This is a genomic window from Rhodovulum sp. P5 (genome assembly GCF_002079305.1).
Classification (GTDB): Bacteria; Pseudomonadota; Alphaproteobacteria; order Rhodobacterales; family Rhodobacteraceae; genus Rhodovulum.
This window is the reverse complement of the sequence record NZ_CP015039.1, coordinates 3,669,955-3,689,828: the sequence shown is the minus strand read 5'-3', so window position 1 is coordinate 3,689,828 and position 19,874 is coordinate 3,669,955. Positions and strand designations below refer to the sequence as shown.

Below are 19,874 nucleotides of genomic sequence, written 5' to 3'. Positions count from 1 at the left end.
AAAGGAAGGTCTGGTGTCCGACGACGTCCATATTGCCGCCTCTTGGCCCGAACTGCGCGCGGAGTCCGAACAGGACCCGGCCGCCACGCAAAACCTGTTCCTTTGGTATTTCGGGCAACTGGACAAGCGCGCGCCGGACGAGGTCCGCTCCGGCCCGGAACTTTGGGGGGCGGCCGGGGCACTGACCCACGGGGCGCTGCTGGAAAAGCCCGACGCGATGGCGGCCTTCCTGTCCTTCGTGCTGCCGCGGGTGGCGGCGGTGTCGGACGCCTCCGACCCCGGGCTTGCGCGGGACAGTGCGATCAACCTTGGCGCGCTGGCCCTGCACGATCTGGCCGCGGCGGGGCTGGCCGATGCGCCGCCGGGCGATCCCGATGTGCTGATCGACCGCCTTTTGGCGCGGGAGCCGCTGTCGGAGAAATTCGCGCTGCGCACCGCATGGGCTGCGCTGGCCCATGGCCGGACGGAGGGTCTGAAGCCCGTCCTGCCTGCGGACCCCGGGGATGCACCGCCCGACGCAGGCCAACCGTTCGGCCAGAATGACGAGCGTATCCTGCTGCACCTGTTCCGCTGCGTCCGCGACGGCGCCAACCCCGAGGTGGCGCAACCGGCATGGGAGGCGTGGGTAAAGACCTTCCCGCTGAAGCTCGCCTCGGACTGGAGTTCGTGGCCCGAATTCCTGTGGTCGGCCCGCGCGGTCCATTGCGTGATCGGCGGCGACGCGCCCGATGGCCTTGTCGCATGGCTACGCGGCCAGATCCCGTGACGCGGGCGGTTCTTGCCCCCGGTCTCAGCTTTGCCGGGGTTCGGGACGCGCTGGAGGGTGCGGGCTGGCAGGAGGCGCCGACCCGTGGCCTTCGCCCGCCGCTGCGCCCCGGAGAGCCGGAGACCGCGGTGTTCGAGTTCGGGACGGGGGGCGCGCTGTTGTCCTATTCCTACAACCCCGCGGTAGACCTTCGGCAGATCGAGGGCGACAGGCTGCCGCCTGAGGATGTTCTGCCCCGCGCAGATGCGCACGACGTCGCGCGCTGGATCGCCGATACCGACCCGGCCACCCGCCTGCGTGGTCTGATCGCGGCAGAGGTGCTGGGGCTGAACGGGCTGGCCGAAGCGGCCCAAGAGGCCGCCGAGGAGTTGCCGCAGGACGTTCGGCATATCGGCCGCCTGGCCGCCGCGCGCCTGTCGCCGCCCGAACCGGCCGCGATGGGGCGGACCGCCTTTGCCGCCCTGCCCCCCGTGCTGCGGCGGGCGACGCTGCGCCAGATGATGGCCGACCGGCCCGCCGGCGCCAAGCTGGTGTTGGCGGACGCCCTGCGCGACCCCGATCCGGAACTGGCCGCGACCGCGATGATCGGGGCGGCGCGGGATGGCGGGACCGACCTTGGGAAAGCCGTCAAGCAGGCGGATATCGCCGTTCCGGGGCTGGACCGGGCGGGCATGGCGCGGCTGAAGGCGATCCGCGGCCTGACGCTAGAAACCCTTTCGGGCGGGCGCCCGGGCGATACCGACACGCCGCGAAACCGGTTCTGGCGCGCGCTGCTGGGGCAACCGTCGGACAGCCGCGACAGCGCGTTCCTCGACGCCCTGACCCTGCCCCCGCCAGAGATCGTGCCGGTCCCCCGCGGTGAGAGCGACACGCTTGTCTTCCACCGGATCGCGGCAGAGCCCCACTGGATCGGCCATGAAAAGCCGCCCGAGGGCCGCGTGCACCATGCGGCCCCCTTGCAGCGCTGGACGCCGGAGGCACCTTTCGCCATCTCCGTCACCGCCGATGACTCCGCCCTCCCCTTCGACCGGGCGCTTGAACGCCTGTCGGCCTTGTCGGACAAGCTTGGCAAGACCCTGCGCCTTCCCACCGCCGAGGAGTGGGAGGCCGCGATGCGCGGCCCCGGCGGCTGGCCCCACCCCTGGGGGATCGGCGACAGGGCCCCGCCCGGTTTCCTGACCGGCCCCTGGGGCCTTGCGCCAGCAAACGCTGCGGGCGAATGGGCGATGGAGGGGGACAGCCCCGTGCATATGGGCACCGATCCACGCGGCCATCTGGCCGCCCGCAGACAGGCCAGACCGGACCAACCCGCCTGTCTGCGCCCGGCGCTCGATCTGGCCATGTCGCCCGGGGACCGGACCTGACCATCGCAATGTGAAGTGACGCAGCCCAGCCTGCGCTATATGCTTTGGGTACCCGGCAGGGCCCGGCCCCGGTTTCCTGGAGCAGACATGGTTCGGCAACTTCTTCTTTCGTTCGTGCTTGTCGCGGGCACGCTGGCGTTATGGGTCATCTATGTGCCCTCGGCCCTGCCCTTGCTGGACAGGGTCGGCGTGCTGGGCGTCCTCGGGGTGACACCCCCGTCCCCGGAACAGGCGGGCGGCGGGCGGCGATCGCGCGGGGCTGCGTCTGTCGTGGTTGAGGAGGTCGAGGAAGGCCGGATCCGCGACCGGGTCATCGCCATCGGGGATGGCAAGGCGCTGCGCACGGTCACCTTGCGGGCCAAGGTCACCGGGCAGGTGGTCGAACTTGGGTTGGCCGATGGCGACCCGGTGGCGGCGGGGGCCATGCTGGTCCGCTTCGACGATGAGGCAGAGCGCATCGCGGTGGAACGCGCAAGGCTGGTGCTGGAGGATGCCCGGGACGAGGCCGCCCGCGTGGAGCGGCTGGAAACCAGCGGCGCGGTGACCGAGGTGCGCCGGCGCGAGGCCAATCTGGCCCTGCGCACGGCTGAACTGGAACTGCGGCAGGCAGAGTTCGATCTGGCCGAGCGCATGGTGCGCGCACCCTTTGCCGGCCGGGCGGGCGTTCTGGACATCGCGGTCGGCGACCGAGTGTCGAGCGGTGACAGCCTTGTCACGCTGACCGACCGGTCGCAGATCCTGATCGACTTTCATGTGCCCGCCCGCGTGGTCGACCGGGTCGCGCCCGGCATGCCGCTTGCCGCCCGGCCGCTGGCCCTGCCAGAGTTGGAGCTGACCGGTGCGGTTCATGCGGTCGACAACATCGTGGACAGCAGCAGCCGGACGCTGCGGGTGCAGGGGCGGCTGGACAATTCCGGCGACCGGCTGCGCGGCGGCATGGCCTTCGAGGTCGCGCTGAGCTTCCCCGGAGAGACCCTGCCGCGGGTCGACCCGCTTGCCGTGCAATGGTCGAGCGCGGGCGCCTATGTCTGGGTGGTTCGCGACGGGAAAGCCGCCCGCGTGCCGGTGACGATCCGCCAGCGCAACGCCGATGCGGTGCTGGTCGAGGCCGCGCTTGCGCCCGGCGACAAGGTCGTGACCGAAGGCGTGCAAAGCCTGCGAGAGGGCGCCGAGGTCAGCATCGTCGAGCCGCGGGCGGCACTGCCCGACGCCGCCAAAGCGCAAACGCTGTAAGGGGCGCCGAGGATGCTGGAACAGGCGACACGCGCGGCGGAAGGGGGTGGCCCGGCCCTGTTCGTGCGCCGACCGATCCTTGCCCTGGTGGTCAGCGCGCTGATCGTGCTGGCGGGGTTTGCGGCGCTCTTCGGCGTGGAAATCCGCGAATTGCCCAATGTCGACCGGCCGGTCGTGACAGTGACGACCCGCTTCCCCGGGGCCGCGCCGGAAACCATCGACCAGGAGATCACCGGCCGGATCGAGGGCGCGGTGGGCCGGGTCGCGGGGATCCGGTCGATCTCCTCCAACTCGCGCTTCGGACGCAGCCGGGTGACGCTGGAATTCGCCGAAAGCGTGGATATCGACGTCGCCGCCACCGATACGCGGGAGGCGGTCGCCCGCATCGCCGATGACCTGCCCGAAGGCGCAGAGGACCCGGAGGTCGTCAAGGCCGATGCCGACGCCCAGCCGGTGATGCGGATCGCGGTGACGTCCTCGCGCCGCTCCCCCCACGAACTGACCGAGATCGTGCAGGAACGGGTGGAGGACCGCCTCGTCTCGGTCGAGGGGGTGGCCGATGTCACCGTCTACGGCGATGCGGAGCCGATCTTCCGCGTCGATATCGACCTTGCCCGGCTGGCCAGCCGCGGACTGACGCTGGCCGATATCGGAACGGCACTGTCCGATGCGGGGTTCAACGCGGCCGCCGGCGATCTGTCGGGGGAACGCCAGTCGATCAACGTGCGCACCACGGCCATGGTCGCCTCTGCCGAGGCGTTCGAGGCCCTGCTGGTCGCCCCCGATGTCTATCTGCGCGATTTCGCCAGCGTCAGCCTTGGCCCCGCCCCGAACGAGACGCTGTTGCGCGCCAACGGCCAGACCGGCGTGGGCATGGGGATCGTGCGGCAGGCGGGCAGCAATACGCTGGATATCTCCCGCGCGGTGCGGGCCGCGGTGGCAGAACTTGACCGCACCCTGCCCGATGACATCTCAATCTTCGTCACCTCCGACGACGCGGTCTTCGTCAAGGGCGCGATTGCCGAGGTGCTGAAGACGCTGGGGCTGGCCGTGGGCATCGTGGTTCTGGTGATCTTCCTGTTCCTGCGCAACCTGCGCGCCACGCTGATCCCCGGGCTGACCATGCCGGTGGCGCTGATCGGCACGTTGGCCGCGATCTATGTCGCGGGCTTTTCCGTCAACATCCTGACGCTTCTGGCGCTGGTTCTGGCCACGGGGCTTGTGGTGGACGACGCCATCGTCGTGCTGGAAAACATCGTGCGCCGCCGGGCCGAAGGGATCGGCGTGCGCGCCGCCGCCGTTCTGGGCACCAAGCAGGTGTTCTTTGCGGTCGTCACCACAACCGCGACGCTGGCCGCGGTGTTCGTGCCACTGTCGTTCCTGCCCGGGCAGGCGGGCGGGCTGTTCCGGGAATTCGGTTTCACGCTGGCGATGGCGGTCGCGATTTCCTCGGTCGTTGCGCTAACGCTCTGCCCGGTGCTGGCCAGCCGCCTGCTTACCGGAGAGATGAACCACAAACCCGGCCCCATCGGCTGGCTGGGTGCTCGCTTGGCCGCGTTTTATGCACGAACGCTGCGCTGGGCACTGGCGATGCCACTGGTGGTGTTGATGGCGGCGGTGCTGTTCGCGGCAACCGCGGCCCTGGTGGCCGGCGGCCTGCGGCAGGAACTGACCCCGCGGGAGGACCGGGCCGTCGCGCTGATGCGGATCACGGCCCAGCAGGGCGTGTCGCTGGACTATACCCAGGGCAAGATGCGCCTGATCGAGGATGCCGTGGCCCCCCTGCGCGACAGCGGTGAGGTCACCAACATCTTCTCGATCTCCGGCTTCGGGGCGGACAATCGCGGCTTCATGGTGCTGACGCTGGCGAAATGGGACGACCGCGCGCGCAGCCAGCAGGATATCGTGGACGACATCAACCGGCGCCTGCGCGGCATCGTGGGGGTGCGGGCCTTCGTGATCCAGCCGAATTCCCTTGGCATCCGGGGCGCCGGGCGGGGCTTGAGCTTTGCGATCACCGGGAACAGCTACGACCAGTTGGCCGATATCTCCGAAACACTCGTGGAACGGATGGAAGAGAACTCCGCCTTCGGCTCGGTCCGGCTGGAATACGAACGCACCCAGCCGCAATTGTTCGTCGAGATCGACCGCACCCGGGCCTCCGATCTCGGGATCGACATCACCGGGTTGGGTCAGGCGCTGCGCGCGGTGCTGAACGGGCGCAGCGTGGGCTCGGTCTTCATCGGCGACCAGAATTACGATGTGCAGGTGCTGTCGAGTTCCGATCCGCTGGACGATCCCGGCGATCTGGAGAACGTCTTCGTCAAGACCGCCGCGGGCCAGATGGTACCGATGTCAAGCTTCGTGCGGCTGGAGGAACGCGCCGTCGCACCGGAGCTTGACCGGGAGGACCAGAACCGCTCTGTCGAAATCTCTGCCGGGCTGACGCCCGATCTGGCCCTTGGCGATGCCCTGCGGGAGGTCGAACGACTGGCCGAGGGCCTGTTATCAGAGGAAAACCGGATCGTGCCCTTGGGGGAGGCCGCGACGCTGGATCAGACCAATACGGGGCTGGCGCTGATCTTCGGCTTTGCCATCGCGGTGGTGTTTCTTGTGCTGGCCGCGCAATTCGAAAGCTTCGTTTCGGCCATCGTGGTGATGGCGACGGTGCCGCTGGGGCTGGCCTGCGCGGTCTTCGCGCTTCTGTTCACCGGGCTCAGCCTGAATGTCTATTCCCAGATCGGGCTGGTGATGCTGATCGGGATCATGGCCAAGAACGGCATCCTGATCGTGGAATTCGCAAATCAGTTGCGCGACGGGGGCGAAAGCGTCGCCAAGGCGATCTTCGATGCGTCGACCATCCGCCTGCGGCCGGTGATGATGACCATGACTTCGACGGTGCTGGGCGGCGTGCCGCTGATCTTGTCCACCGGCGCGGGGGCCGAGGCGCGGGAGGCGCTGGGCTGGGTGATCGTCGGCGGTCTGGGTCTTGCCACGGTCTCAACCCTCTACCTGACCCCGGTGGCCTATCTGCTGCTCGCCCGGTTCTCCCCCCCGCGGGCAGAGGAAACAAGGCGTCTGGCCCGGGAACTGGAGGAAGCCCTGTCGGCCTAAGGGGAAAGGGGCGCCGGCTGGCACCCCAACGAAACCAATGGCTTGGCCTTGCCTGTGGTACCCGCGGCCGGATTTGAACCGGCACGGCCGAAGCCTAGGGATTTTAAGTCCCCTGTGTCTACCATTCCACCACGCGGGCGCGACCGGCACATTAGCCCCGCCGCGCGCGGTTGGAAAGCGTCAGCGATGCGCCGAGATGACCGGCGTGCCAGCAGCGATCAGGATCAGGCTGCCGTCGTCGGCGATATCGAACCGGTCCACGCGGCGCAGCGCCGCCATGAACCGGTCTTCCTGCGCCGACAACTCGGGGATGCAGGCCATCATGCTCATCGCGGCGGGGCCAAAGCGCAACCCCTCCCCGGTCAGATCATAGCTCCCGCTGAACGTGTTGCAGCCGGGCCGGCCGGAGACCTTGCCCGACGGCTCTAACCGCAGCGTGACCGGGAAGTCCGGGATTACCGGCACGCCCTCGATCCGGTCAACGGTCCAAGGATGCGCGGTCAGCAGATCGGCGGGATCGCCGCCGGACCCTGTCAGCATCTTGCCCCCCGTCTTGATCACAGCGGTATCAGGATAGGGCATGCCGGTCATGTCGTCACGGTGCAGCGCTTGGCGCAGGGTCAACGACAGACCGGCATCGGCATAACGCCGGGCGCCGTCCACCGTCACAGGCGCACGCAGGGGGACGGTCGTTTCACTCTGCCCGTAGTCGGTAACAAAGTGCATCTGACCGCCCGCGATCTCCACATGCCAGCCCGGTTCGTTGCCCCGGGCGACATAGCTTTCCCGGGGCAGCAACGCCTGACATTCCGGCAGTTCGGCCCCGCTCAGGCTGAGAAGCGCGACATCGCCCTTTGTCCAGATCCATGTACCGGGATCGGTTTCGGACATGTAGCGCGCGCCCGACGCGGTCCGCGTCGGGACAAGGTCGATATATGCCCCGCCCACGCGCAGACGCGCCGCGTCACCCAGGAAACCGACCTCCGCCGTGATATCGCCGCAGGAGAGTGTGCTAACATAGCCCATCGGCGTGAAGCCGCGCAGGATCACCGGGCCCAGAACGGCGGGGGCCGGGCCCGCCTCTACGTCAACAGGCGCGCTCAGCCAGCGAATGCGGCCGTTTTCGCGCAGGGCGGCGCGCAGGGTCAGGGCCTTGCCGGCCGGTCCCTCAACGGCGAAGGGGATCGGCACCTGCTGTCCGTCGGTCAATTGGCCTGCCGTCGCAATCACCTGCCCCTTCGGGTCCCGCAACTGAATCAGCATCTCGGCCCCCGGCGGCAGCGCGATCTTTTCGCGATAGGTCACACTGCCGGTGATGGCGCGGGCGTCCGCGGCGACAGCGGCAAGGGGCAGAGCCAGAAAGATCACAAAGGCAGAAAGGAATCGCATGCTGTAAATGTCCTCAAACCGGGTGGGGAACGATGGGTTGCGTGAACCCGGGGCGGCCTCAGGGGAAAGCGGCGGAGGCGCGCCAAGCGTTCCAGCGACGCAAGTGGAGTTGGGGCAAGGATCACGCACATATCCGCAGCGTGCCTGTCCAACTCCTCCGGTCAAGACACATTGCGATGACCGGGGCAATGACCGGGGGCGATGACAGGGCAATACCCCTATCGCGCGAAAGGGCTGGAACAACCCCGTTTCCACCCTATGCTGAAGCCAAGGCATTTGTCAGATACGCCCTTCCTTACACCCTTGGCCAGAATGGCAGAGATACCGCAGCCCTCCGTCGCCCCCCTTTCGCAGACCCCGGACGCCCCCGATCTGTCCGACCTCTTGGCCTGTCCGCAGTGCGATGCGGTCTATCGCGCGGTGCAGCCGGCCGCGGGGGAACGCGCGGTCTGTGCGCGCTGCCACACGGTTCTGATCGCGCCGCGCCGGCAGGCCGGGCAACGTCTGATCGCGGTGTCGCTGGCGGTCGTGGTGCTTGTGATCGCCGCGACGGTGACACCCTTTCTGGGGATCGAGGTCGGCGGGCGCAGCCATTCCAGTTCGATCCTCGACGCGGCCCTCGCCTTTTCGGCCTCGGGGCTGTTGATCGGGTTGTCGCTGGCGGTGGCGGCGGTGATCGTGTTCATCCCCGTTCTGCGCGCGCTGTTGCTGATCTACGTTCTGACACCCGTCGTTCTGAACCGCCCGCCCGCCCCCGGTGCCATTCACGCCTTTCGCCTGACCGAAACCCTGCGCCCCTGGTCGATGGCCGAGATCTTTGCCATCGGCTGCGCCGTCGCGCTGGTCAAGATCGCCGATCTGGCAGAGGTTCACCTGGGCCCGGCGTTCTGGATGTTCTCGGGCCTCGTCATTCTTCTTGTGGTGCAAGACACGTTCATGTGCCGGTACTCGGTATGGAAATCGCTGGAAAGATAACAACCGCGCGCGAGATGGGCCTTGTGGCCTGCAAGCGCTGCACGCGGGTCTGGCCGCAGGGCCGGGCCCGTTGCGGGCGCTGCGGTCATCCGCTGCATTCGCGCGACCCAAAGACGTTGCAGCGCGTCTGGGCATGGTGGTCGGTCGGGCTGATCTGCTACATCCCCGCCAACATGTACCCGATGCTGCGCACCCATACGCTTGTGACCACGCAGGAGGCCACGATCATCGGCGGCGCCATCGAAATCGCCCATCACGGGGCATGGGTGATCGCTCTGGTGATCCTGACGGCCTCTGTCCTGATCCCGGTCGGCAAGTTCGTTGCCGTTGCGGGTCTTGCGATCAGCGTGCGGCGGCCCGCCCGGCTGGGCCGCGTGCGGCGGCAGCAGCTTTACGAACTGGTGGAGTATATCGGGCGCTGGTCGATGATCGACGTGTTCGTCGTGGCGATCCTGTCCTCGCTGGTGCAACTGGGGTCTGTGGCGTCGATCACGCCGGGGCCTGCCAGCCTGTTTTTCGCCCTGTCGGTCGTCTTCACGATGCTGGCCGCCGAAAGCTTTGACAGCCGGATGATCTGGGACCTCGACGCCCCCCCATCGCGGGAGCCCGCGCCATGAGTGCCGACCTGCCCCCGATGACGCCCGTGGAACCGGCCCGGAAGAGCCTGCTGGAACGTCTCTCCATCGTCTGGCTGGTCCCCGCTCTGGCCCTTGCCATCGCCCTTGGCGTGGCATGGCACAGCTATGCCGACCGGGGCCCCTTGCTGGAACTGGTGTTCGAAAATGCCTCTGGCATTCGCGCGGGGCAGACAGAGTTGCGCTATCGCGACGTGACGGTCGGTGTGGTGGAAAAGGTCGCCTTTACCGAAGGCCTGGGAAAGGTGCTGGTCAGCGTCCGGATGGAAAAGGAGGTGGCCGACTATGTCGATGACAAGGCCGCGTTCTGGGTTGTCCGGCCAGAGGTGACGACGCAGGGCGTCACCGGGCTGAACACGGTCCTGTCGGGGATCTTCATCGAAGGGATATGGGATCAGACCCCGGGCGGGTTTTCCGCCCGCCATGTGGTTTCCCCCGATGCCCCGCTGAACCGCGAAGGGCGCGACGGGCTGCGGCTGCGGCTGCGCGCGGCCGGGACCAGCGCCCTGTCGGAGGCCGCGCCCATCGTCTATCGCGGGATCGAGGTCGGCCGCATCGGCAAGGCGCAGATCACCGGCGACGGTGCGACCGTCGAGGCAGAGGCGATCATCTACGCCCCCCATGACCGCCTGATCACCACCGCGACGCGGTTCTGGAACCAGTCCGGGGTCAGTTTCTCTCTGGGGCCGGGCGGCGCGCGGGTGGAATTCTCCTCTCTCGCGGCGATGCTGTCTGGCGGGATCACCTTCCAGACGGTCGTGTCGGGCGGGGACAGGGTCACGGCGGGAACCACGTTCGAGGTTTATGCCGACGAGGCGACGGCACGCGCCAGCGTCTTCGCCCGGGGCGATGGGGACCTGTTGACCCTGACCGCGATCTTTTCGGAAAACGTCGCGGGCCTGACAGTCGGCGCGCCGGTCGATCTGGGCGGGCTGCGGGTGGGCCAGGTTACCGCGCTGAACGGCATCGTCGATGAGGACAGGTTCGGGGACAACGATGTCCGCCTTGCCACGACGCTCGCCATAGAGCCCGGCCAGCTTGGCCTGGCCGACGAGGTGACCGCCGAAACCGCGCTCGACTATCTTGAGACCCGCGTGGCCGGCGGGTTGCGGGCGCGGCTGGCGACGGCCTCGATCCTGACCGGGGGGCTGAAGGTGGAACTGATCCAGCTGGACGATGCCGTCCCGGCCGCCCTGGAAGCAGACGCTGAGCCGAACCCCCTGATCCCCACGGCGCCAAGCAATATCTCGGACGTCGCCGACACCGCGGAAGGGCTTTACAAGCGGGTGAACGCCCTGCCGATCGAGGCGCTGATGCAAAGCGCGATCGATGCGCTAAACAGCGTCAGCAGCCTTGCCGGGAGCGAGGACATCCGCGCCATCCCCGTCGATCTCGGCGCCGTTCTGGCCGATGTTCAGGGTTTTGTCGGGTCGGAGGACATGCAAGCGCTGCCCGGCCGGATCTCGGGCACGGTTGCGCGGCTGGATGCGCTGGTCGCGGAACTTGAGGCGCGAGAGGCGGCCAGCCATCTGGCCGCGGCGATGGACAATGCCGCCGAGGCGGCACAGTCGGTCAGCGATGCGACGGCGGGCCTGCCCGATCTGGTCGGCAGGCTGACGGGTATTGCCGAAACCGCCGAGGGCCTGCCGCTGGACGAGCTTGCGGCGCGCACCTCGGCCCTTCTGGACAGCGCCGACCGGCTGATCGACACCGATGCCGCGCGCGCCCTGCCCGAGGATCTGTCCGCCGCGCTGGATGAACTTGCCAAGGTGCTGCGCAGCGTGCGCGAAGGCGGCGTGATCGAGAATGCCAATGCGACCATGGCCTCCGCCCGGTCGGCGGCGGATGACATCTCGGCCGCGGCCGGCGATCTGCCAGAGGTCCTGCGCCGGACCGAGATCGTGCTGGACCAAGCCGCCAGCACCATCCGCGGCTATGACGCCTCGCAAGGTCTTGGCCGCGATCTCGACCTTGCCATCCGCGAGGTTCAGCGCGCGGCGGAGGCGGTGGCCTCTCTTGCCAAGGCGCTGGAACGCGACTCCCGATCCCTGTTCAGAAGGTAGGACGATGCCCAAGATGCCCTTCCGTTTTGTCTTGCCCGGGGTCGCCGTGGCGGTGCTGGCCCTGTCGGGATGCGCGGGCAACCCGTCGCGGTTCATCGTGCCCCCTGCCCCGGTCGAAACCACGCGCATCGCGATTGCCTATGGCACCGTGGCGGTGCGGGACGTGTCGCTTCCGACCTATGCCGCGTCGGAAGAAATTCACATCCTCGGGCCGGATGGGGCGCTCAAGTCATCGCCCCTTGTTCTGTGGGCGGATGATCCGGTGCGGGCCATGACGGGCGACGTGGCCCGGTCCATCGGCAGGATGACGGGGGCCCGGGTTGCCGCCGAACCGTGGCCCTTTGCCGAACGCGCGCAGGCCGTTCTTGAGATCCGCGTTGCCGAGATGCTTGCGACCGACAGCGGCCAGTTCCGCCTGAGCGGCCAGTATTTCGTCGCCCCCGACATGGGCGGGCGCCCGCGGGCAGGCGCGTTCGATGTGACCGTTCCACTGGCCGCCGAGGGTGGCCCTGCGGCCATCGCCGCGGCCCGCGGACAAGCCGTGCGCGAGATGTCGGAAATCATCGTGCGCAAGGGCCTGCGCTGAGCACGCCGCGGACGGCACCGAACGCCGATACGGCTCTGCCCGGCACATCTGCGCCGGGCCACGTTTTCACGGCCTCGGGTCAGCCCCGCCCGGCCAGCAGCGGCAAGGCCATCGCCACGGCATAATCGCGGGCCTGCGCCAGATAGGCGTCATAGCTTTCGCGCACCATCGCAACATCGGGATTGTTCAGCGCCAGATCGTCCTGCACCTCGTCCCAGGCCGCGTGCTGCGCAGCGACGACATCGTCGGGGAAGGACAGGAAGGTCACGCCCTGCGCTTTCAACTCGGCAAAGGCCTTGGCGTTGAAATAGTCGAACTGGGCCTGCACCTCCAGCGCGGCGGTCAGCGCGGCGGATTCGCAGATCGCGCGCAGATCGGGCGTCAGTTCCGCCCAGGCATCGGCGTTGAACACAACCGCCAGACCGGCCCCGGGTTCGTTGAAGGCCGGCATGTAGCACAGATCGCTGATCTTCTGCAGCCCGAAGGCCTGGTCCAGCATCGGCCCGACCCATTCGGCCGCATCGATAGCGCCCGATTGCAGCGCCTGAAAGATCTCCGGCGGGGGCATCAGAACGGCATTGACGCCAAGCTTGCGGTAGATTTCACCGCCCAGCCCCGCGATGCGCATGTTCAGGCCCTTCAGGTCCTCGACCGACTCCACCGGCTTCTTGAACCAGCCGCCCGACTGGGTGTTGGAGTTGCCGGAATAGATCGGCTTGAGGTTCCGCTGGGCATAGATTTCATCCCAGATCGCTTGCCCGCCGCCCCAGCGCAGCCACGCCACATGTTCGTTCGAGGTCATCCCGAAGGGAACACCGGTGAACCAGTGCAGCGCCGGGTTCTTCCCGGCCGCGTAGTAGGTGGGGCCATGGCCCACGGGCGCGTTGCCCTGCTGCACCGCGTCCTCCACCCCGAAGGGCGGCACCAGTTCGCCCGCGCCATAGACGGTGAAGGTCAGCCGGCCATCCGACATCTCGGCCACGCGGGCGGCAAAGTTCTGCACGTTTGTCCCAACGCCCGGTGCGTTCTTGGGAAACGCGGTCGGCAGGTTCCACCTGATCTTGCCTTGGGCAATCGCCGGGCTGGCCACCGCCCCGGCCGCGGTCACGCCGGCGCCGGTCTTCAGGAAGGTTCTGCGATGCATGTCTGTCCCCTTTTCACCTTATCGGAAAATCAGCCCCGGCAGCCAGGTCGCAAGCTCCGGCACGGCTATCAGTACGCCAAGCGCGGCCAACTGCAACAGCACGAATGGCACCACGCCCCGATAGGTGTCGAGGGTGGAGATATCCGCCGGCGCGGCCGAGCGGAAATAGAACAAGGCAAACCCGAACGGCGGTGTCAGAAAGCTGGTCTGCAGGTTCATCGCGATCAGCACCGCGAACCAGACGGGCGAGATATCGGCGCCAAGGATCGGCGGGCCCAGAAGCGGCACGACGATATAGATGATCTCCACCGCCTCCAGCAGGAACCCCAGGAAGAAGATCAGCGCCATCACCAGCGCCACGGCGGCCATCGTGCCGCCGGGCAGGGTCTCCATCGCCTGCGCCACCAGCCGGTCACCGCCGAAGCCCCGGAACACCAGCGACAGAAGCGAGGCCGCGACCACGATGCCGAACACCATGCCAGAGATACGCACCGTGTCAGTCATCGCCTGCGGCAGCAGCCGCGCCTGCCAAAGGCGGGCCGCTGCGGCCAGTGTGCCGAGTGCGATCACCCCCGCCGCGCCCAGCGCCAGAAGGCCCGGCAGCGTATGGAGCGCGGCGCGCCCCAGCCCGGCCATGCCCATGCCGACCAGACCCAGTGCCGAGATACCCGCCGCCACGATCAGCCAGCGCCCCGCCCGGAACGTTTCGGCCTGATGCGCGGCCAGAAGCAGCGCACCCACCGCGCCAAGCCCCGCAGCCTCGGTCGTTGTGGCGACACCGGCCAGGATCGAGCCCAGCACCGCGAGGATCAGAAGGATCGGCGGCAGGAAGGTGAACAGGATTTCGCCCGCAGGCACCGGCGCCTGCGGCACCGCCACGGCCACAGGGCGCAAGCGGATCGCGACATAGACGGCGTAGAACGCCACCAGCACCAGCCCCGGCAGCATCGCCCCGGCAAACAGATCGCCCACCGACACCGGGTCGGGTGCGAAATTGCCGGCGGCCTGCTGCGCCTCCATATACACATTGCCGATCCGGTCGCCCAGCAGCACCAGAATGATGGAGGGCGGGATCACCTGCCCCAGCGTGCCCGCAGCACAGACCAGACCCGCGGCCAACCGCTTGTCCACACCGGCCGCGCGCATGGCCGGCAGGCTGATCAGGGCCAGCATCACGACCGTCGCCCCGATGATGCCGGTCGCCGCCGCGATCAGCGTCGAAAAGGCCAGAACGCCCAGCGCCATGCCACGGGGCGCGCCCCCGGTCATGCGCCCCAGAACGCCCAGCATGCGTTCGGCCAGCCGCGCCTTTTCCAGCAGCACGCCCATCAGCACGAACAGCGGCACCGCCATCAGCAGGCGGTTCGACATCACGCCCCAGACGCGGGCCGGAAAGAAATTCAGAAAGCCAAGATCGAAGACACCGGCCCAGGCGCCGATCAGCGCGGTGACAAGCGGCACGCCCGCAATCGCCAACATCGCCGGAATACCGCTGAGGATACCCGCGAACAGCCCCAGCCCCATGGCCAGCAGGAAGCCTTCCTCACCGGTCACGCGTCACCTGCCCGGTCTGTGCGCGGGGCAAGAAGCCGCGCGAGACCCTGAAGGATCATCAGAACCGCCGCGACAGGCAGCGCCGTCTTGACCAGATAGAGCCCACCCAAGCCGCCCGTTTCTATCGCACCTTCGCGGATCGCCCACGCATAGCTTAGGTCTGCCCACCCCGCCCACAGGATCAGCGCAAAGACCGGGATCAGGAACAGGGCAAAGGCCAGGATATCCGCGACCCGCAGATAGAGGGCCGGCAGGCGTTCGGAGATCACCTCCACCCGCACATGCCCGTCGCGGGCGAGCGTCACCGGCAGGCTGAAAGCCAGCAGAACGGCAAAGGCATAGGCCGCGGCGTCCTGCAACTCCACCCGTCCGACACCGAAACCATAGCGCATGACAACGATGGCCAGCCCCGCGCCGGTCAGGAACAGACCGGCACCGATGCTGATCGCAAGGGTTATCCGGTCAAGCCAGCGACAGAAGGCCAGATAGGCGGCTATGGCGGAAGGGCGCGTCATCGCGCGCTCCCTTGGCACATCCGCACGCGTCCCGCAATGCGCCCGACGCATGCCATGCCACAAAACCCACAGGTCGACCGGGTCAGGCGGACGCGTCCCCGTCACCACGGCCCCGGAACCCGGTGGCGACGACGAATTTCTCGGAACTGTCCGACCGGCTGGCCGGCGGTTTCACATTCGCGACCTTGTCGAAGCGCCGTTTCAGAAGCGTCTGCAGGCTGCCCTCTGCCCCGCCGGCCAGAACCTTGGCAACGAAGGTCCCGCCCTCTTCCAGCACGTCAAAGGCCAGGTCCGCCGCGGCCTCGCACAGCGCCACGATCCGCAAGTGGTCGGTCTGCTTGTGCCCGGAACTGGCGGCAGCCATGTCGCTCATCACCACATCGGCCGGGCCGCCCAGCCATGCCTTGACCTTCGCGTCGGCGTCGTCTTCCATGAAGTCGAGCTGGTGGATCTCGGCGCCCGCAATCGGTTCGACCTCTTGCAGATCGACGCCCAGAACGGTGCCCACCGCCTTGCCGGATTGCTCGCCCAGCGCGTTCACCCGTTTCACCGCCACCTGGCACCAGCCACCGGGCGCACAGCCCAGATCGACCACCCGCGCCCCGGGCACGAGGAAGCGGTACTTTTCGTCCAGTTCGAGGATCTTGAACGCCGCGCGCCCGCGATAGCCTTCGGCCTTTGCGCGTTTCACGTAAGGGTCGTTCAACTGCCGCTCCAGCCAACGGGTTGACGACAGCCTGCGCCCCCGCGCCGTCTTTACTTTGACCTTCAGATCGCGCTGCCCGCGCCCGCTGCTGCCCTTGCCCTGTGCCATGCCGTTCCCGCGCCTTCGCCTGATGCTTCTTGTTGGGTCAGACACCCAAAGACCGACCTCTGCCACAGCCGCGACGGTGCCGTCTAGAAGGGACCGTCTTCCAGCACGCCATCGGCACTCATCTGCGCATAGAGCAACCCCTCGCGCAGGCCGCGATCGGCCACGCTCATCCGGTCGGTGGGCCAGACGCGCATCAGGGCCTGCAGGATCGCCGCGCCCGACATGATCAGCGCGTGCCGGTCGCGCCCGATGCGCGGGTCCGCGCGCCGCCCGTCGGGGCCGAGATCGAGATATTTGCGGATCACCTTGTCGATCTGGGCAGAGGTCATGCGCAGCCCGTCGACCTTGGTCCGATCATAACGGCGCAGACCCAGATGGCTGGCGGCCACGGTCGTGACCGTGCCGCTCGTCCCGATGATTTGAAACCCTTCGCGTGCCTGCTCCACCTCATACGGGGCGAATTCGGCAAGGTTTTCCTCGAAGAACCAGCTCATCAGCGCGAACCGGGCGTGGTCGTCCTCGACATCGTCGAACTGCTCTTTCAGCGTCGCCACGCCAAGGGGGACCGAGATCCAGTCGACCACACGGGCGGCGGGGAACGGGCTGTCCTTGGTGTGAAAGCCCGCATGCAACCGCATGATCGCGCGGGGCCTTTCCTGCCGCGGGACCGCCGACAGATCGATCCAGACAAGTTCGGTGGAGCCGCCGCCGATATCGACCACCAGCAACTGCCGCGTGCGGGTGGACACCAAGGGCGCGCAGGCGACCACGGCCAGCCGGGCCTCTTCCTCGGGCTCGATGATTTCCAGCATCAGCCCGGTTTCGCGGCGCACCATCTTGATGAATTCGCGCGCATTGATCGCCCTGCGGCAGGCCTCTGTCGCGACCAGCCGCATGCGTTCGACCGAGTGCTTCTCAAGCTTGCTTTTGCAGATGCGCAGGGCCTGCACCGTCCGGCCGATGGAGGCGCGGCTTAACCGTCCGGACGATTCCAGCCCGGTTCCCAGTTGTACGGATTTGGAAAAGCTGTCCACGACATGGAATTGACTGCCCTTCGGCTGGGCAATCAGCATGCGGCAACTGTTTGTCCCCAAATCCAGCGCAGCGTAAAGCGACGCCGGATCAGGCGGACATGGCGCGGGGGTATCAACCGCCTTCGGGAACGCGCCCGCACCATTCGGACGCTTGGGCGCCATCGGATCGCCCTCCAGATCGAGTTATCCCCAAGGTAGCGACCAGTTGCCCCGGGCGCAATGCCGCAGATGGCCCGCACGACACAAACCGTGGGCCCGGCTTGCGCCCGCGACGGGCCTCCACCCGGCGGTCAGGCCCGCCGTCTGCGCCGCACAAGCCCGATGCCCACAAGCGCGGTCAGCATCAGGGGCAGCGCCTGCGGCAGCGGGACGACCTCGGGCTGTTGGGTTTCCAGAACAGTCTCGACAACCTCCGGCCCCGGGTCGAGTGGCGCGGACCCACCATCGTTCGACAGACCCGACGACACAACGCCCTGCGGTGCGGTCCCCGAACCGGAATGGCGTGCCACAACGAACGGTTTGGACGGACCCGATACATCAGGCAGCGTACCGGCACCGGGCCGATAAGGCGCCCCGCCGGATGCGTCTGCGCCCTCAAGCCACGCCGGATCGCCTGACCACTCCCCTTCGCCACCGCTCAAGGGCCCAAACGGGCCAGAGACCGCCGCCATGTACCCGACCGACGGGCCGTCGGCGTCCGTCTGCGCCGGATCGGCCAGCCAACCGGCGATCTGGGGACGCGTCCGATGCGGGGGGATCAGCGCCGCATCGTCGATGGCGACAACCGGCAGCCGGTCACACATGCCGGGGCCGACGGGCCTGACGCAAATGCCCAGACCGGATGCCATGTCGTCGGCAAGCAGCATCTCGGGCGCGACGAACGGCAGTCCGACACCCAAGCGGGGCATGTCCGCCGCCGCCGGATAACGAACGGCAATCTCCTCAAGGTTGCGAACCGCCTGCAACTCCACAATTTCGCCCCCCCAGTGAAACAGAGGGCCCATCGCCAGGGCGCATGCCGCCACCAGCACCAGTCTGCGTTTCATTTCCGTCTCCGGGTAACGGGCATGGCGCCATTCGCCAATGCACCTGCCGGGGCCTCACCCTGGCCCCGACCGTAACCTGCGGACGCGCCCCTCGTCCGCTTACGTCACAAGAATATGCAACGAGGGCCGCGAAATTGCCAAAGTCTTCACTCCGTCAACCATGTTTCGGGTCGGAAGCGGCAACAAGCCCGTCCTTCGGCCCACACCGTTTCCGCGAGTCGTCACAATCGGGTTCGCCCGTGACCGCGCCGTTCGATTCGACAACCGATGCCGCGGCAGTTCCCACTGCCCGAGAACAAGGAAATGCCCCAAGGTCGCAACCTGCATTTATCGCGTCGAAAACCGCCGATGCTACGGCAAGGCGTCGATTTAAAAGCAGTCTAAGAAACAGGGGAATCGGATGGCGGATCTGACCATCGTCTTTTGGCGCGACATTCCCGCGCAGATCATCGTGGGGCGGGGCCGGCGTGCGGAAAAGCGGGTGCTGCCCGAGCGGTTTGAGCAGGCGATCGACCGCTGCGCCATGGCCATGGGCGCAAAGGACAGCGATGCCTATCTGGCCGAATGGCGGCGCAGCCCCCCACAGACGGTCGAGGGCGACCCCGCCGCCATGGCGGATGCCGAGGCGCAGCGGATCGCCGCAGACTATGACGACGCACGTCTGAAGGCGCTGATTGCAGCGTCCGGGTGGGAACGGGACACTGGGGCTTTGGGAGACGACGATGGGAATTCTGCAGTTCGGGAAGCGGATTGACCGGCGAACGGTGGCGGGGCCGCTGACCGGCTTCGTTCAAGGCTACTCGGTCGAGGTGATGCCGCGGACGGCGTCGAAGATCGACGACTTCGCCACGCTTCTGCCCGCGGGGACGCGCATCTACATCGCGCATCTCGACGGCACCCCGATCGAAGACATGGTGGCCACGGCCGCGCGCCTGCGTGCGGAGGGGTTCGAGCCGATGCCGCATTTCCCCGCCCGCTCCATCCCCGATGCCGCGACGCTGGCGGACTGGATCGCACGATATCAGGGGGAGGCCGACGTGCGGCAGGGCCTGATCCTTGGCGGCGGCATCCCGCATCCCCGGGGCGCGTTCCACTGCTCCATGCAGTTGCTGGAGACCGGGCTGTTCGACAATGCGGGGTTCAGCGCGTTGCATGTGGCCGGCCACCCCGAAGGCAGCCGAGACATCGACCCGGACGGATCGGACCGGCTGGTGCTGGAGGCGCTGCGCTGGAAACAGGCGTTCTCGGAGCGCACCGACGCCGAGATGGCCATCGTCACCCAGTTCGCCTTCGAGGCCGCGCCGGTGATCGCATGGGCCGACCGCCTGCGGGCAGAGGGGATCGCCCTGCCGATCCGCATCGGCGTGGCGGGGCCGGCCAAGTTGCAGACGCTAGTCAAATTCGCCGTAGCCTGCGGCGTCGGCCCGTCGCTGAAAGTGCTGCAACGGCGCGCGCGCGATGTATCAAAGCTGGTGCTGCCCTTCACCCCGGACGAGTTCCTGACCGATCTGGCCACGGCCGCGGCCAAACGGCCCGACTTCCCGATTGAGGGCGTGCATTTCTTCCCGCTTGGCGGCATCAAGACCAGTGCCGACTGGCTGGCCGGTCACGGTCTCGCCCCGGCACAGGCAAGCTGAGGAAC

Annotated in this window: 17 protein-coding genes and 1 tRNA gene; 10 read left to right on the top strand and 8 right to left on the bottom strand. The window is 67.7% G+C overall.

Translation table 11 applies throughout. The features are described 5' to 3' along the window. The first annotated feature begins 13 nt into the window (after nucleotides 1–13). The 4 genes from RGUI_RS17500 (at nucleotide 14) to RGUI_RS17485 (ending at nucleotide 6,477) form a co-directional block, all read left to right on the top strand. Entirely contained in the window at nucleotides 14–766 is a 753-nt protein-coding gene (locus RGUI_RS17500; protein ID WP_081535308.1) for a hypothetical protein, read from the top strand. Continuing rightward, nucleotides 742–2,130: a hypothetical protein gene (locus tag RGUI_RS17495; RefSeq protein ID WP_172841182.1), complete on the top strand. Its 1,389-nt coding sequence runs from the start codon at nucleotides 742–744 to the stop codon at nucleotides 2,128–2,130. The genes RGUI_RS17500 and RGUI_RS17495 overlap by 25 nt, the downstream gene beginning before the upstream one ends. Nucleotides 2,131–2,217: 87 nt before the next feature. Next, nucleotides 2,218–3,363 (top strand): efflux RND transporter periplasmic adaptor subunit, encoded by a 1,146-nt coding sequence (locus RGUI_RS17490; RefSeq protein WP_081535304.1) that lies wholly within the window; start codon nucleotides 2,218–2,220, stop codon nucleotides 3,361–3,363. Between the two features lie 12 nt (nucleotides 3,364–3,375). Next, entirely contained in the window at nucleotides 3,376–6,477 is a 3,102-nt protein-coding gene (locus tag RGUI_RS17485) for an efflux RND transporter permease subunit (protein ID WP_081535302.1), read from the top strand. Between the two features lie 55 nt (nucleotides 6,478–6,532). Here the strand turns inward: RGUI_RS17485 and RGUI_RS17480 are convergent. After that, a tRNA-Leu gene (locus RGUI_RS17480) sits at nucleotides 6,533–6,616 on the bottom strand. 41 nt (nucleotides 6,617–6,657) lie between these two features. Then, nucleotides 6,658–7,866: an META domain-containing protein gene (locus tag RGUI_RS17475; RefSeq protein ID WP_172841181.1), complete on the bottom strand. Its 1,209-nt coding sequence runs from the start codon at nucleotides 7,864–7,866 to the stop codon at nucleotides 6,658–6,660. Between the two features lie 312 nt (nucleotides 7,867–8,178). Here RGUI_RS17475 and RGUI_RS17470 point away from each other — a divergent pair, with 312 nt between their 5' ends. Genes RGUI_RS17470 through RGUI_RS17455 form a run of 4 tightly spaced genes read left to right on the top strand, consistent with a single transcriptional unit; the run spans nucleotide 8,179 to nucleotide 12,125 of the window. Continuing rightward, on the top strand, nucleotides 8,179–8,841 hold the full coding sequence (locus tag RGUI_RS17470) for a paraquat-inducible protein A (RefSeq protein WP_081535298.1): 663 nt from the start codon (nucleotides 8,179–8,181) through the stop codon (nucleotides 8,839–8,841). Nucleotides 8,842–8,855: 14 nt separating this feature from the next. Next, nucleotides 8,856–9,458: a paraquat-inducible protein A gene (locus tag RGUI_RS17465; protein ID WP_081535297.1), complete on the top strand. Its 603-nt coding sequence runs from the start codon at nucleotides 8,856–8,858 to the stop codon at nucleotides 9,456–9,458. Then, nucleotides 9,455–11,539, top strand: coding sequence for an MlaD family protein (locus tag RGUI_RS17460; protein WP_081535295.1), 2,085 nt, complete (start codon nucleotides 9,455–9,457; stop codon nucleotides 11,537–11,539). The genes RGUI_RS17465 and RGUI_RS17460 overlap by 4 nt, the downstream gene beginning before the upstream one ends. 4 nt (nucleotides 11,540–11,543) lie before the next feature. Next, nucleotides 11,544–12,125: a membrane integrity-associated transporter subunit PqiC gene (locus tag RGUI_RS17455; protein WP_253798594.1), complete on the top strand. Its 582-nt coding sequence runs from the start codon at nucleotides 11,544–11,546 to the stop codon at nucleotides 12,123–12,125. A gap of 79 nt (nucleotides 12,126–12,204) precedes the next feature. Here RGUI_RS17455 and RGUI_RS17450 read toward each other — a convergent pair whose 3' ends face one another. The 6 genes from RGUI_RS17450 to RGUI_RS17425 all read right to left on the bottom strand — a co-directional run bounded on the left by RGUI_RS17450 (nucleotide 12,205) and on the right by RGUI_RS17425 (nucleotide 18,232). Further along, nucleotides 12,205–13,269 carry a TRAP transporter substrate-binding protein gene (locus tag RGUI_RS17450; RefSeq protein ID WP_081535293.1) on the bottom strand — a complete coding sequence of 355 codons (1,065 nt, stop codon included), beginning with the start codon at nucleotides 13,267–13,269 and terminating at the stop codon, nucleotides 12,205–12,207. Between the two features lie 18 nt (nucleotides 13,270–13,287). After that, nucleotides 13,288–14,823 (bottom strand): TRAP transporter large permease subunit, encoded by a 1,536-nt coding sequence (locus tag RGUI_RS17445; protein ID WP_081535291.1) that lies wholly within the window; start codon nucleotides 14,821–14,823, stop codon nucleotides 13,288–13,290. Continuing rightward, complete coding sequence (locus tag RGUI_RS17440) at nucleotides 14,820–15,338, bottom strand: TRAP transporter small permease subunit (RefSeq protein ID WP_081535289.1); 519 nt, start codon at nucleotides 15,336–15,338, stop codon at nucleotides 14,820–14,822. Before RGUI_RS17440 ends, RGUI_RS17445 begins: the two co-directional genes overlap by 4 nt. An 82-nt stretch (nucleotides 15,339–15,420) precedes the next feature. After that, nucleotides 15,421–16,152, bottom strand: a complete 732-nt coding sequence (locus RGUI_RS17435) for an RlmE family RNA methyltransferase (RefSeq protein WP_081535287.1) — start codon at nucleotides 16,150–16,152, stop codon at nucleotides 15,421–15,423. An 83-nt stretch (nucleotides 16,153–16,235) separates the two neighbouring features. Continuing rightward, nucleotides 16,236–17,348 carry a Ppx/GppA phosphatase family protein gene (locus RGUI_RS17430; protein WP_081535285.1) on the bottom strand — a complete coding sequence of 371 codons (1,113 nt, stop codon included), beginning with the start codon at nucleotides 17,346–17,348 and terminating at the stop codon, nucleotides 16,236–16,238. 128 nt (nucleotides 17,349–17,476) lie between these two features. Next, a complete protein-coding gene (locus tag RGUI_RS17425; protein ID WP_081535283.1) occupies nucleotides 17,477–18,232 on the bottom strand; it encodes a hypothetical protein in 756 nt (251 codons plus the stop codon). A 400-nt stretch (nucleotides 18,233–18,632) separates the two neighbouring features. On the opposite strand from RGUI_RS17425, the gene RGUI_RS17420 reads away from it, so the two are divergent. Next, entirely contained in the window at nucleotides 18,633–18,986 is a 354-nt protein-coding gene (locus RGUI_RS17420) for a virulence factor (protein WP_081535281.1), read from the top strand. Continuing rightward, nucleotides 18,955–19,869 carry a 5,10-methylenetetrahydrofolate reductase gene (locus RGUI_RS17415; protein ID WP_081535279.1) on the top strand — a complete coding sequence of 305 codons (915 nt, stop codon included), beginning with the start codon at nucleotides 18,955–18,957 and terminating at the stop codon, nucleotides 19,867–19,869. Before RGUI_RS17420 ends, RGUI_RS17415 begins: the two co-directional genes overlap by 32 nt. Nucleotides 19,870–19,874 lie beyond the last annotated feature (5 nt).